Annotated in this window: 19 protein-coding genes, 1 tRNA gene and 2 other RNA genes; 19 read left to right on the top strand and 3 right to left on the bottom strand. The window is 46.1% G+C overall.

Annotation, left to right across the window (positions count from 1 at the left end):
• Positions 1-2: 2 nt before the first annotated feature.
• Positions 3-75 (bottom strand) — tRNA-Asn (locus tag Q4519_RS20710).
• 248 nt (positions 76-323) lie between these two features.
• Here Q4519_RS20710 and Q4519_RS20705 point away from each other — a divergent pair.
• Entirely contained in the window at positions 324-1064 is a 741-nt protein-coding gene (locus tag Q4519_RS20705) for a hypothetical protein (protein WP_303515673.1), read from the top strand.
• A 1314-nt stretch (positions 1065-2378) separates the two neighbouring features.
• Here Q4519_RS20705 and Q4519_RS20695 read toward each other — a convergent pair.
• Positions 2379-3107 carry a S24 family peptidase gene (locus Q4519_RS20695; RefSeq protein WP_303515670.1) on the bottom strand — a complete coding sequence of 243 codons (729 nt, stop codon included), beginning with the start codon at positions 3105-3107 and terminating at the stop codon, positions 2379-2381.
• A 191-nt stretch (positions 3108-3298) separates the two neighbouring features.
• Between Q4519_RS20695 and Q4519_RS20690 the strand changes: the two genes are divergently transcribed.
• From Q4519_RS20690 to Q4519_RS20605, 18 genes are all read left to right on the top strand, one after another.
• The gene (locus Q4519_RS20690) at positions 3299-3529 is read left to right on the top strand and encodes a hypothetical protein (RefSeq protein WP_303515667.1); all 231 of its coding nucleotides are present in this window, start codon (positions 3299-3301) and stop codon (positions 3527-3529) included.
• A complete protein-coding gene (locus Q4519_RS20685; RefSeq protein ID WP_303515665.1) occupies positions 3522-5750 on the top strand; it encodes a DNA-binding protein in 2229 nt (742 codons plus the stop codon). Before Q4519_RS20690 ends, Q4519_RS20685 begins: the two co-directional genes overlap by 8 nt.
• A gap of 63 nt (positions 5751-5813) precedes the next feature.
• On the top strand, positions 5814-6527 hold the full coding sequence (locus Q4519_RS20680; RefSeq protein ID WP_303515664.1) for an AAA family ATPase: 714 nt from the start codon (positions 5814-5816) through the stop codon (positions 6525-6527).
• A gap of 12 nt (positions 6528-6539) precedes the next feature.
• On the top strand, positions 6540-7052 hold the full coding sequence (locus Q4519_RS20675; RefSeq protein ID WP_303515663.1) for a hypothetical protein: 513 nt from the start codon (positions 6540-6542) through the stop codon (positions 7050-7052).
• On the top strand, positions 7049-7576 hold the full coding sequence (locus Q4519_RS20670; RefSeq protein ID WP_303515661.1) for a helix-turn-helix transcriptional regulator: 528 nt from the start codon (positions 7049-7051) through the stop codon (positions 7574-7576). The genes Q4519_RS20675 and Q4519_RS20670 overlap by 4 nt, the downstream gene beginning before the upstream one ends.
• Entirely contained in the window at positions 7573-7830 is a 258-nt protein-coding gene (locus Q4519_RS20665) for a hypothetical protein (RefSeq protein ID WP_303515658.1), read from the top strand. The genes Q4519_RS20670 and Q4519_RS20665 overlap by 4 nt, the downstream gene beginning before the upstream one ends.
• A gap of 23 nt (positions 7831-7853) precedes the next feature.
• Positions 7854-8480 (top strand): DUF3164 family protein, encoded by a 627-nt coding sequence (locus Q4519_RS20660; protein WP_303515654.1) that lies wholly within the window; start codon positions 7854-7856, stop codon positions 8478-8480.
• 1 nt (position 8481) lies between these two features.
• Positions 8482-8547: hammerhead ribozyme type II (locus tag Q4519_RS20655), an RNA gene on the top strand.
• A gap of 38 nt (positions 8548-8585) precedes the next feature.
• On the top strand, positions 8586-8933 hold the full coding sequence (locus Q4519_RS20650) for a hypothetical protein (protein ID WP_303515652.1): 348 nt from the start codon (positions 8586-8588) through the stop codon (positions 8931-8933).
• The gene (locus Q4519_RS20645) at positions 8930-9385 is read left to right on the top strand and encodes a hypothetical protein (RefSeq protein WP_303515650.1); all 456 of its coding nucleotides are present in this window, start codon (positions 8930-8932) and stop codon (positions 9383-9385) included. Before Q4519_RS20650 ends, Q4519_RS20645 begins: the two co-directional genes overlap by 4 nt.
• Positions 9364-9486 carry a hypothetical protein gene (locus Q4519_RS20640; protein WP_303515648.1) on the top strand — a complete coding sequence of 41 codons (123 nt, stop codon included), beginning with the start codon at positions 9364-9366 and terminating at the stop codon, positions 9484-9486. Before Q4519_RS20645 ends, Q4519_RS20640 begins: the two co-directional genes overlap by 22 nt.
• The gene (locus Q4519_RS20635; protein WP_233051972.1) at positions 9486-9671 is read left to right on the top strand and encodes a hypothetical protein; all 186 of its coding nucleotides are present in this window, start codon (positions 9486-9488) and stop codon (positions 9669-9671) included. The genes Q4519_RS20640 and Q4519_RS20635 overlap by 1 nt, the downstream gene beginning before the upstream one ends.
• An RNA gene (locus Q4519_RS20630) (hammerhead ribozyme type II) lies at positions 9672-9736 on the top strand. It abuts the gene before it with no gap.
• Between the two features lie 25 nt (positions 9737-9761).
• Positions 9762-9995 carry a hypothetical protein gene (locus Q4519_RS20625; protein WP_303515643.1) on the top strand — a complete coding sequence of 78 codons (234 nt, stop codon included), beginning with the start codon at positions 9762-9764 and terminating at the stop codon, positions 9993-9995.
• A gap of 7 nt (positions 9996-10002) precedes the next feature.
• Positions 10003-10530 carry a gp16 family protein gene (locus tag Q4519_RS20620; RefSeq protein WP_303515640.1) on the top strand — a complete coding sequence of 176 codons (528 nt, stop codon included), beginning with the start codon at positions 10003-10005 and terminating at the stop codon, positions 10528-10530.
• Positions 10527-11018 carry a hypothetical protein gene (locus tag Q4519_RS20615; protein WP_303515638.1) on the top strand — a complete coding sequence of 164 codons (492 nt, stop codon included), beginning with the start codon at positions 10527-10529 and terminating at the stop codon, positions 11016-11018. Before Q4519_RS20620 ends, Q4519_RS20615 begins: the two co-directional genes overlap by 4 nt.
• Positions 11008-11181, top strand: a complete 174-nt coding sequence (locus tag Q4519_RS20610; RefSeq protein WP_303515637.1) for a hypothetical protein — start codon at positions 11008-11010, stop codon at positions 11179-11181. The genes Q4519_RS20615 and Q4519_RS20610 overlap by 11 nt, the downstream gene beginning before the upstream one ends.
• Positions 11182-11205: 24 nt before the next feature.
• Positions 11206-11622: a Mor transcription activator family protein gene (locus Q4519_RS20605; RefSeq protein ID WP_303515636.1), complete on the top strand. Its 417-nt coding sequence runs from the start codon at positions 11206-11208 to the stop codon at positions 11620-11622.
• A gap of 39 nt (positions 11623-11661) precedes the next feature.
• Here Q4519_RS20605 and Q4519_RS20600 read toward each other — a convergent pair whose 3' ends face one another.
• Positions 11662-12102: a hypothetical protein gene (locus Q4519_RS20600; protein WP_303515635.1), complete on the bottom strand. Its 441-nt coding sequence runs from the start codon at positions 12100-12102 to the stop codon at positions 11662-11664.
• Positions 12103-12279 lie beyond the last annotated feature (177 nt).

The raw sequence follows: 12279 nt of genomic DNA, 5'->3' as shown, positions 1-12279 counted from the left end.
GGCTCCTCCTGCTGGGATTGAACCAGCGACCTGCGGATTAACAGTCCGTCGCTCTACCAGCTGAGCTAAGGAGGAATCATTTACACAATGTGTCTCACAACAACGGGGCGCATATTAAAACTCGGGCGTAGGGCTGTCAACACTTGAACAGATAAAAAGTGTCATTTAGCGACTGGCTGCTGAAATACTAGCCATTAGCGTATAAAACATGTTCGATAGCGCAACTGAAACTAAGAAATTAGTTACTAAAGGTTCAAAAAAAGCAGCCGATATGACATTTAATTCATATTTTGTGATGTCAACATGACTTATGCGAGGATGAGATGAAATTTGGCCTATTCCCAAATAATTTAATGGCAACAATATTAAGCAATACTAATCATAACAAAGTACAAGAAAGCTCTACGCCCCTAAGCCAAGATACGCTGCCTACTTTGAGTGCCGATACCTATCATAAGGGAAAGGATCAAGAGCCTGATCCTGTATACAGTCGTCCGATGGTGATCACTGAATCTAAATATACTACTTCTGAAATAGAAGAGCGTCAGAGGATGAGGGTCATCGCAATAGGCCAGCTCTATCTCGGAGGTGACATGTTTCATGCAGCAGACCAAATGACTGACTATTATGATGAATTTATGTCAAAAATCGAAGCGGAAAACCCAAAACTAGCTGATAAAAAATGGGGGTTCTCGGTTAATACCGAAGGGGCAATTGAGGTGACAGGAAAACTCGCTGACACTGAAAAAAGCTATTTAGAAAACATATTGAATGAAGACACCAGCTTTGTTTGGTTAGCGCAGGGCATAAAAGAGAATTTTTTAAAGTACACCGAAATGGAGCGGGCCGGGCCTGATGGTACCAGTCAATATTGGGGGAAATATGATGTTAATAAGGACAACTTCGGTGACATGATTGATATGCGTGAATTGATTGAAGTCTCCAGAGAAACCAACGAGACAACAAGTCTATTTGGTCATAACCTAAATGTATTTCGTTTTGTCGGTAACTTAGGTAGCCAACTTGGAATCAATGCTGAAGTGAAATATGAGTCTGAAAAATAACTTGCTTAGGCTCTGGGAGCTGCTGTTGGCTGAGTTACCTCTTTTTATGTTTTGATTAAATGTACTCGCTCAGTCTTCCTAGCAGATGACTACTTTGTATTGTACATACGCTTAATGCTCTTTCCGTATTTAAAATCTTCTTAGGTCCAATAGCACCGCGCCAACAAGTAAGGTAAAAATAGCCTAACCTAGCCATTGTGCCTTCAAGGCTCAGTAATTTGTCGATTGGATGGTAAGTATCTAAGCTGCAACGGGTATTAAAATCATAACAAAGCGAGCCTTACCGTAATCAACTTCACCTTAGCCATATTAAAAGCAGTTATGTGAATGACCAAGATGACCCTAGCGGTGAAACTTGATAACAAAATCGATCTCATTATCTTTGCTGCAGCGCGTCAGACGGCTACAGCTTTGCGCGTCCCACTAATTCGGTGAATCTGATTTGATGTAAGCAGCGCGTTACGCACTTAACCAAAACCTGTTATGCCGAACAGGTGGTCTTCCTTAGCCATATCCCTGCAAACTATGGGTTGTTAGTCGCTGTGTTTGCCTAGATGGAGGGTGTAACAATAGGCTTGGTAAAAACACACGAAACTCTTTGATAATTCATATTTACTGTGTTTATATACAGCTTTCTGTAAAGATGAGACATGGATGAAGTTACATAGATTTATCTGAGAGCATGAATAGTATTGTCGGTTAATGGACTTAATTTACAGGTACAAATGGTTATATAGCTAGGGTCTGTTGATCTTTGCTGGTTAATTTTTGTTCGAGATAAAAGCGTTTTGAGCAAGACGAGCAGTGTGTAGCTTAGCATTCTAAGTAAATACTGCTCAACGCTGGGCAAAACGCTTTTAGCCGAATCCGTAGGACAGCGTTTGTTGGGCATTTCTACTGCGTTAGCGCCTTTTCGCGTAGTTCACTATGCCACAAAGTCGCTGCCTTGTATAAATACCCAACAATTCGCTGCAAAAACAATCACGAAAGATCAACAGACCCTAGTAACAGGTGGTTAACAAGTAAACTTAGTAAAATAGGGCTTTGGCGATGATTTTTCATTCTAACCGGATTTTGTTTCCAAAATTGCCGACTCGCTACATCAAATGTAACCCACCTTTAATATTGAAAAACATGGGAATATCTGGGAAGGGGTGAAACTTGGTGGGAAAGCCTTTGTTTATGGGGATTTAAAGGTTTGATCCGATTTCAGGCGACAAAACGACAAGATTGAGAAAAAGACGCCTTTTGTGCAAAGCGTCTATCTAAAATGAAAAAACGACAAGATTGAGAAAGGGATCGTTTAAAGACCGTTTACAAATCAGTCATTCTTTGAACAACTTGGCCAACTATGCACAAATCGTTTAACTTCTCTTTGGAAATCGACTGCTCTTTATATTCTTTGTTATCACTGATAAGCAAAATTGAACCGTCATAACTCTTCTGGATCCGCTTGGCATAAAGCTCTTCGCCTAATCTCACCACAAAAATGCGGCCATCAATGGCCGTATTACTGGATAAATCCACCAATAACGAATCGTTATCCTTGATCGTCGGCTCCATCGAATCGCCTTTAGCAAACACCACTGCTAGCTTGTCAGGATTTAGCTTGCGATATGCTAAGTATTTCCTTCTAAAGGCCAAATGGCGCTTAACGGGGCCGTCTAAGGCGCATGAGCCGTTACCCGCTGACACTTGAACATGATAGCCAGGCACCAAAACAAATTCTTCATCAAACTCAACGGCTGCATGGTGCTGTACATCTTGTTGGCTGGTATCACTGCTTTCACCTTTACCCGTAGCTAGCCACAGCAAAGACACACCATAAACATCAGCAATTCGCGCACCTATATCCAAGCTAGGCACCGCGCCTTTTAAATACTTACGAACCGAAGTGTCAGAAACATTTATCTGATCTGCTAATTCTTTTGGTTTGTCTGCTCCCATTATTTGATGAAGACGTTCGGCAAATGATCCGATTTCCTCGCCGAGAATCGGATCGTTGATCCGATTCTGTGCTTTTTGATCCGTTTCTTTATTCATTCTTATAAATCAACCAGTTAATAGGATTTGCTTTGATATAAACAAAAGTTTGAAACGGATCGAACAAAAGTTCTTTACCGCAAACAAAAGTTTGGCTATATTAAAAACCAAAGTTCGTATTGCGAACTTTGGTTCTATATTGACGTTCGTACTGCGAACATAAATACACGTCTAGGAGTGTACTCAAAAAAATGGACATAGTCACCGCCAGAGACATACGAGCGGCACTAATGAAAGTTGGTTTTAGCTGTCGCAGCTGGGCGTTGGCCCATGGCTATACGCCACGAACCGTACAAAAGTGCATCAATATCCATGCTCCTGAGTATGAAACAAAAATTAAGGGTAAGGAATACAGATTAATCATGCAGGACTTATCCCACACCTTAGGAGTGAACTTAAACACAGGAGCCAATGATGACTGATTGGTACTCAGCAACCGATCTGGAAGGCGTGCCAGGCATGGCAAAAAACGCCCGTAACATTCGGTTAAGAGCAACAAAAGAAGGTTGGCAATCACGCCCCAAAGCCAAAGGTAAAGGGCTTGAATATCATATTGCCTCGTTGCCTTATGAAACCAAAGCCCATCTATCAGCGGCCAAGTTAAACAGCAACTTGCCAGCGTCAGAGATGGAAGTGATCGCTAAAGCAACCGTTAACCAATTAAATGCTAAGGAAAAGTTAATACAGCAAACACGCACTAAAGCGAAAGCCAATTCTATTGTTGCCTTTAACAACTTAAACGACAAAAACCAGCAACGCGCCAAAGCGCGGATGCAAATCGTGCAGGCGTTAGAAGTGTTTATCAAACCCTTCAAAGAGGCCAAGCAAACAACCCAAGGTGAACAAAAGTTTTGTGCCATGTACAACTCAAGTTCGATTGATATGCCCAAGTGGGTATATGAAACCGTGGCTGAAATAAGTTGGCAAAGTTGTCGCCGCTGGAAAAAGCAGCTTGAAGAGCAGGGCATTGCTCGTCTTGCGGGCAACTACCTGCATCAAGGTAAGCCCAATAAAATTGAACTGCAGCCAGACATGAAAGACTTTCTTGTTGCCATCATCACCGCTAAACCACACTTAGCAAGCAAGCCAAACGTATTGCAACGCATGCTAGAGGATAAATATGCTGCATTTCCACACTGGGATCTGCCAAGCGCATCGTCGGTAGGGCGATGGCTCAGCAAGTGGAAGGAAGACAACAGCTCAGCGTTTGCTTATGTCACCAATCCAGACAAATACAACAGCCAATTTCGACCACTATTTGGCACCATGTACAACTGGATCACCGAGCCAAACGACGTATGGGAACTCGATAGCACGCCCACCGACGTGATGCTCAACGACAATGGCCGCCTCGTGAGATACAGCGTGATTGGAGCCATTGACGTGCAAACAAGGCGCGTAAAATTGCTACTTGCACCCACGTCAAATTCAGAAGGCATCTGTCTATTATTGCGTAAATGCCTATTGGAATGGGGCTTACCCAATGAAAAAGGCGTCGTGCGCACCGATAACGGCACAGATTACGTGTCAGAGCGCGTCACTGCCGTATTCCAAATGCTGGGAATTGAGCAATCAAGAGCGCGGCCATTCAGTGGTTGGGAAAAACCCTTTATCGAGCGCTTTTTCAAAACCATGAGCCACGCATTTCTAGAGCTACTACCTGGTTATATTGGCCACTGCGTAGCAGACAGAAAACAAATTGATGCCGCCAAAGCATTTGCCGAACGTATTGGTGAAGGGAAAAAGAAAACCAAAGAAGAAGCCATCAGTCTTGCCCTTACTCCCATCGAGCTAGAGCAACTGATCAACGACTGGGTAGAGCACGACTATCACCACCGCGCTCATGATGGCCTAAATGGCAAAACACCGTTTCAGGCATACCTTGAATCGGCTTATAGCCCGAAGAACATCGCCGAGCCGCATAGCCTAGATCTACTGCTTAACTATGTTGGCACCGCCACCGTTCTGCGCGGCAGAGTATCAGCGGGAAGCGTCAAATACACCGCGCCAGAGCTAATGGAGCCAAACTGGAACCGCAAACGTGTTCGCGTATTTCTTGATCCCACTGATGTTGGTCGTGCCACGCTTTATCCCCTTGATGATTGGGGCGTATTCGTCGAAGCCGTCAACACCAGCTTAGTCGGTAACGAAATCGAGCCCGCGCAATTTAGAGAAAAGCGTAAAGAGCACACCAAAACCCTGAATGCCTTTCGCAAAGCGTCGAAAAAGCTGCAAGAAGACTTTGGCATTGAAACCCATGCCGCAGAGACCCTTGCCGCGAAAAAAGCCGCCAACACCTTGGCTCAATTTAGCCATAGAGGGGAAATATCAGATAACAAAGCTATTTCTGCACTCAGTGAAGCGGTAGAGCAACAAAAACAAAGCAAAAAAGCTTACAGCGACCAAGAGCTGGCAGCGTTAGAGCAGGCAAGGGCAGCGATAGAGCGTCGAGAGCAAGACTTAAACAACAAAAAAGGAAAGGTAATTAGAAACTTACATGACAAAGCGCAAATGATAGCCGAACAATCATTAACCCGAGATCTAACAGAAATCGAACAGGAATTTTTAACCAAATACATGAGGGAAAACAGGCTATTCAAGAAAGCAATACAAGAGATTTTGGCACGTCGCCGCCAAGCATAACGTGCCCATTAACCTAAACAAACCATTAAAGATTGCTACAAATTAACCTCAAGGAGTATAGCAATGAAACCAGCAGTTGCACCAGTCAAAAACGTATCGGCTACCCAGATCGCCTTCCAGAATCTTCTGCAGCGCTCTTACGGTGTGCCAGGCATTGCGCTATTACATGGTCCATCTGGGCAAGGCAAAACCACCGCCACCACTTACTTATACAACCAAGTAAATGGTATCTATGTGAGCGCCAGAGCCCATGACTCAACATCAAGTTTAGTCAGTCGTATTGTAGAAGAGCTCGGCGCATCGCCAATGCACAGAATCAGCAAATGCGTTGACTACATCATCGAGCAAATGAGCATGTACGAAAGACCGCTGTTCATTGATGAAGCCGACTACCTGATGAACGATAGCCGGATGCTCGACACCGTGCGTGACATCTACGACGGCACCGAAGTACCCGTCATTCTCATCGGCATGGATCAGATCGCAAGACGGATCAGTACCCGCAAGCAGTTTTATAACCGCATATCAGAATGGGTTGAATTTAAACCAGCCGACCTAGAAGACGTGCAAATCATGGCTAACTACCTGTTAGAAGATGGCATCGTGCTCGAAGAAGCGCTACTCGACCACTTGCGCCGCAGTGCATGTGGTGAAATGCGCCGCTTAGTCATTGGCTTATCCAAAATCGAAGCGCTGGCCATCGCCAACGAAATCGAGCTCGTCACCTTAGATGATTGGGGCGATCAACCTTTCCACGGCTTACGTCAACCAACCTAAGGAGAGTGCTGTATGTCCACTCGTCGAGAAGCCTGGCGCTACATGTGCCAGTTCGGCAAAACCGGTTTTACGGGCACACAGCTAGTGCTTGCTACGGAGTCTAACAACGAAATGATCCGTGTCATTTTAAGGGAAATGCTCAAGGAAGAGCGCATCGTCATACACGAGGTAAGAACCACCATGTTGAACCACATCTACAAGGTGAAAAACTACAGCCCCTTAACACGGCGCGTTAAGAAAAAAGTTAGTAGGCCAAAAGTGCTGCAACGTATTTGGAACACTTGCCGGATCTTAAAAGTGTTCAGTTTATACGACGTTCAAGCAACGGCGGAAGCAGCAGCAAGCACCAGTAAACAGTATTTAAACGCGTTAGAGCGGGCCAAAATCATTCGCAAAATCGACACAGCCGATGGCGAAATATACCGCTTAAACGCAGATCTAGGGCCAAAGCATCCCGAGTCGACACCCGACGGAATCAAATGCCCCAATCGAGACAAATTCTATCCGTTTAAGGAGAGAGTATGAGCGAAGAAAACTGGCTTTGCGTGCTTCAACAAGAAGTAGACCGCAGCGGCAACAGTCAAAGCAAAATGGCGAAAAAGCTAGGCGTTAGCACGTCCATGCTAAGCCAAGTGCTAAGGGGTATTTATCCAGGCTCAATTGACGCGTTAAAGGTGAAAGTAGAAGGCATGTTCATGGATCACAACGTGACCTGCCCACTAAAAGGGATCATTCCCGTCAATGAATGCCAAGAGCATCAAAAGCGGCCCTTTTCATCATCAAACCGAGAGCGCGTCAAACTGTACCGAGCTTGCCGCAGTGGTTGCCCGCATTCCAGTTTAACGGCCACCGCCAAAACCCAGCGCATCGACGTGAAGGTAGTTAGCGATGATCTGTACAACATAGACAACCAACTGGCTTACCTAAGGCGCATTGCCAGTGGCGACATGATGAAACTCAGCCAGCTACTGGAAAAAGAGCTGGTTCGACTCGCCACCAAATACAACCAGCAGTTATGGGAAAAAAACTATTCGGGGAAACAAAAATGAACCACCTAACCAAGCAAGTAACACGCTTAAAACAACTTGGCTTTGACGTGATCAGCAGCCGTATGGGTTTTCGCCAACCCGTAATCGAAGTGGCCTGCATGCCAGAATTTGTCTCAATGCCGCCACACACCCAAGGCATCACCGAATATTTCAATGGTCAGAGTCGGGTAGTGTATCCGGCCCAATTTAAAGGCTGCTTAGTGTTGTTATGTCAACCAATGCAAAACCGCCAGCACCCAACAGAAATTAGCTAACCAAGCAGTAAAAAGGAACAAAAATGGAACAGCAAAACCAAACTCAATCCGTGCCAGCAGGCTACCGCCTAAACAGCCTAGGCCACCTTGTACCCGACAGCCAAATTAAAGCAGTTGATCTACTACGTGACGATCTCGTGCGCAATATCTTAACCATGGCCAGAGTCGAGCAACAGCGCTTAGCCGTGTTTAAAGCCCAAGCCATGAACCAAGTGGCCGACTTTGTCTACCTATCAGGTGAAGAATACGGCGTGAAATACGGCGGCACCAAGGGCAACGTTACCTTAATGAGCTTTGACGGCCAATATAAGCTGCAGCGAGCCGTTGGGGAGCACCGCGTATTTGACGAACGGATCCAAGCCGCCAAAGCCAAAATCGACGTTTGCATCCAGCGCTGGTCGGAAGGCTCAAGCGATCAAATCAAAGCCTTGGTCGACCACGCCTTTCGCGTCAACAAACAAGGCCACATCGACGTAAACCAAGTGCTCAGTTTGCGCCAGCTCGACATTAGCGACAGCGACTGGATCGAAGCCATGGACGCCATCGCTGATTCCATCCAAATCAGCGGCACCAGCGCTTATTTGCGCCTTTATGAGCGCCAAGCCAACGGCGGATACAAACAAATCCCGCTCGACATTAGCAAGTTATAACCAGCGAAACGCCGTTATTCACGGCGTCTGCCTAGCGTGGTGGCTAGGCACTGACGAGCAGCCAGGGCCCAAGCTATTTATTTTTATTTCAAATGGATATGCACCATGAAAACTAAACGAGAAACCCGCGCCGAGATACAAACTCGCCAGCGGCGCATTGCGCAGTACATGCTAGAAGACGGCCTGTTTTTTCAACTTGGCCGCCTTATCGAGCGCACCGCAATCAGCAAAACCCAAGCCGAAGTCATGTTTCGCTATTTGGAAAGTAACCCCGATATTGAGCTAGACATCATGCTCAAACCAAAACGAATCAAAGTGGTGGCGATTAACGACGATCAGGAAGTTATTGCGTGGGATAGCAACGCTGAGCGAGAAAAGAAGCAACAACACCGCACCGCATTATGGCAATTGTCGCTAGGTACGATCAAAGCGCTGCCCAAGGAGTTGGCATGAGCATTAGCAAAGAGCAATGGGCGGATATTGAAAGCAAATTAAGTGGCTTATATGGCACAGTCAAACTGATGCTAGAAGGCCGAACGCTTACCCTTGAGAAGCGATTGATTACTGAAAATCAACTGGCGATCGTGGTGTTTATCGACGGTTCCATTAAGCCCACTTCGGGCTGGATAGACAGCAAACACTATGATCCGTTTGTGGCGCTGGTCTGGCGTAAGCGCAGTAAAGCGCTTTACTCAGCAGCTCGCGTGAAGAAGGCTGAGAAAGAGCTAGGCAAGCGCGCGGCTAAGCGTTGGATGCCAGATTTGCATAAGAAGCTTGAATATTACGAAGCCTTTTTCCCCACGTTCGCAAGCTTAAAGCGGGTATTGGCCAAACAAAAAGATCTGCAAATGTTCGTCGAACCCACCGATGCAGAGGCCGAGCCATGCCAACCCGCCAAGGATTGATTAACTACTTACTGCACAGCGGCCAAGGCTACACCGAAGCAACCGCCCGGGCGTGGTGTGAAAAGAACATCCCTCGCTGGCATTTACTGGAGGAAAAGTAATGGCACTGATTACCGTAGAAATTACCTGCACCGATGAGGGCGTGGTGAATTGGGTATCGCATATTGAACACGACAGAAAAAACGTTGCCGACGCCATTGCCTTAGCGTTCTACGAGCAACTGGAAAAGAACATCATTTTGGCTAATAAGGACGTGTGCAATCAAAAGCGACTTGCGCAGCAATAAAAGCGAAACGCCGTCCCCACGGCGTCTGCCTAGCATGGCGGCTAGGCACTGATGAGCAGCCTACTCAAGCGGCATAAAAAAGGAAACGCTATGTTGAACCGCAATACCAACACCACCAAAGCAGCAGTTGATACCGCGTTCACGCGCTTGATCTGCCGCAGTGTCATCACCCATGAGGTAAACGCCGTGCTGAGTTTGTGCGGCGAACTGAGCCAATTAGCCACCCGCGCCGAGCAGCAAGGCTGGCTGGCATTAGCCGAAGAAATGACCCTATGGCGCGACCAGCTTAGCCGCGACGCGCTTAGAACGACCGACCAACAGTAGAGGCCCTATGACCACAGCACACCGCAAGAGTTTAATTACGCGCATTCACATCGCCAAAGCGCAGCTCAAACTAGACGATGATATTTACCAAGCCATCTTAGCCAGTGCCACAGGGGGCAAAACTTCCTGCAGCGCCATGAGCTTACCTGAGCTAATGGCGGTAATGGCCGCGTTTGAACAGCGCGGCTTTAAAACCCAAAAGCCAACCCGCAAGCCAGCCAACAAAACCAAGGCCGTGCGCGCGCCTGAGCTAGCGAAAATCAACGCTATTTGGCGCACCATGCACCAGCAAGGTTTTGTTCGTGATGGCTCAGAGCGTGCATTAACGGCTTACAGCAAACGCATCACCGGGATTGCTCAGCTGACATGGCTGCAATCCAACCAAGCCAGTCGCGTGCTAGAAAGCCTGAAAAAGTGGCATCAGCGAGAAATGATCCAACAGCTAGCCGACAAGCTGACAAAAAATCAATCGCAAAGCGCATCTTACGCAACTATCTGTGATATTTTTCAGCAAGCACAAGGGGAGCAGCCATGAAATTAGGCCGTTGTCCTATCTGTAAAAGTCAGTTGTATTTACAGCAGTTAATTGAAGACGACGCAGGCCGTGAAGTGATGGCGACACTGGCCAAGTTAGATAAGCATTTCGGGCGTCAGTTAATGGAATACATCGCGTTATTTCGCCCTGAAAAGTCGGATTTGAGCCTAAGCCGCGCCGCCAAGCTAATCAGTGAGGTGCTGGCATTAACCCATAATCACGACGCCTTGCGTGAAGCCGTTTACCAAACGGTCAGTAGCATCAAGACCAAGCGATTAGAAGGCAGTAACGCGCAGCCATTGAAGAATCACAACTACCTTAAACAAGTGTTAAACACGGTTTCAGACGGCTTTAACAGAGGTTTAAAACCTGAAGTGAAAGGCAACGTGGAAATCAAAGCCCAAGGGCGACCAGAAAGCGCAGCCGAGAATAAACGCAAATTTGAAGAACAAATGGCCAAGTTTAAAGGAGATCGCCATGTTAGCTGAAGTGAATGTTGAATTGGAGTTAGCCTTTGACTGCCCACACTGTGATAAACCACAACGGACCAGTGAACATGGCCTTAACTATGATATTACCGTTGGTGCTCACGACTTAACTTGCACTCAGTGTGGTCAAGATTTTGAGCTAAACATTAACGCCCCCTATTAGTCCCTATAGCCAGCAGGAGCAATCATGAGCGAACAGCAACACAGCTTATTTAGTGATGACTTAGTCGAGCCACTGCTGGCCAGAATTGAAGACGTGCCAGATGATGAGTTTAAAACCAGCTGGCCCGAATACCTCGCCGATTTGGTGGATGTGTTTGAAAGCCGTTTAACGCGGCTAAGCATCCCCCAACCGCGCAAAATAGCCAAAACCTTAATTGCCGAACAAGCCCACTACTTAGGTGGGCGTTTTCGTTATTTGCCCAAGGGCGATAAACTACTCAGCGCACTGCGTAACATCGACATTTTTAACGACTGGTATCACGGCAAAAGCATCAAGTTGATCGTGCAAGAGCACCACGAACTGACCGAGCCGCAGATTTACCGCATCGTGCAAGAGCAGCGCAAACTGCACCAAAAGCGCAGCCAGAGAGAGTTGTTTTAGGAATAATTAGATAAACTTACTACTGGTGAGTCAATCAGTTCACTCTTGTTCAGTAAACAATTTGGCTCTTGTCTGCAGAATAATACGTTGAACCATGTTATCTATCATAGAATGGGTTGGTGTAAGCGTTACGATCGTACCTCTATCAGGCTTCGGATACCGACATAAATATCTTGAGTTCCAGGGGCCTCCTTCGAAATAAATGTTATTTGTTGGTATGATAACGTTTGATATGTCTTCGGGCGTTAAAACTAACCCTTCCTGCTTAGCTACGTTAGAAAGTAACAATAAATCATGTTGACGAACGTCTTTTTCAGATGCGCATAAATATGCTTTGAACGCTAATTCTATCAGTAATCCTCTTACTTGCTGATTGGGAAAAAGTGTTCCAGCTTCAGGAAGAAAAGACGATGCGACCCTGTATTGTTCAACATATTTTAGGTAATCATCCATTAATGATGTTTGATTAACTTGTGGCATTAACGAGCCCCTATGACATCAATAATTGGTTTAAATATTACTTTTCATTTTTTTGTTCGTTAGTTTGACAATCTGCATGCTCACCTAAGGCTTGTTGAATGTAACCTTTCACCAGCCCCCTCTTGAAATTTATATGTGATCCAAATCGACTGATCTAAAAATCGTGCTTGAAGGATC

Origin of the sequence: Motilimonas sp. 1_MG-2023, from assembly GCF_030547455.1 — a bacterium.
Classification (GTDB): Bacteria; Pseudomonadota; Gammaproteobacteria; order Enterobacterales; family CBDFNC01; genus Motilimonas.
Note: the sequence above shows the minus strand (reverse complement) of the source record. Positions and strands in the feature narration are given on the sequence as shown.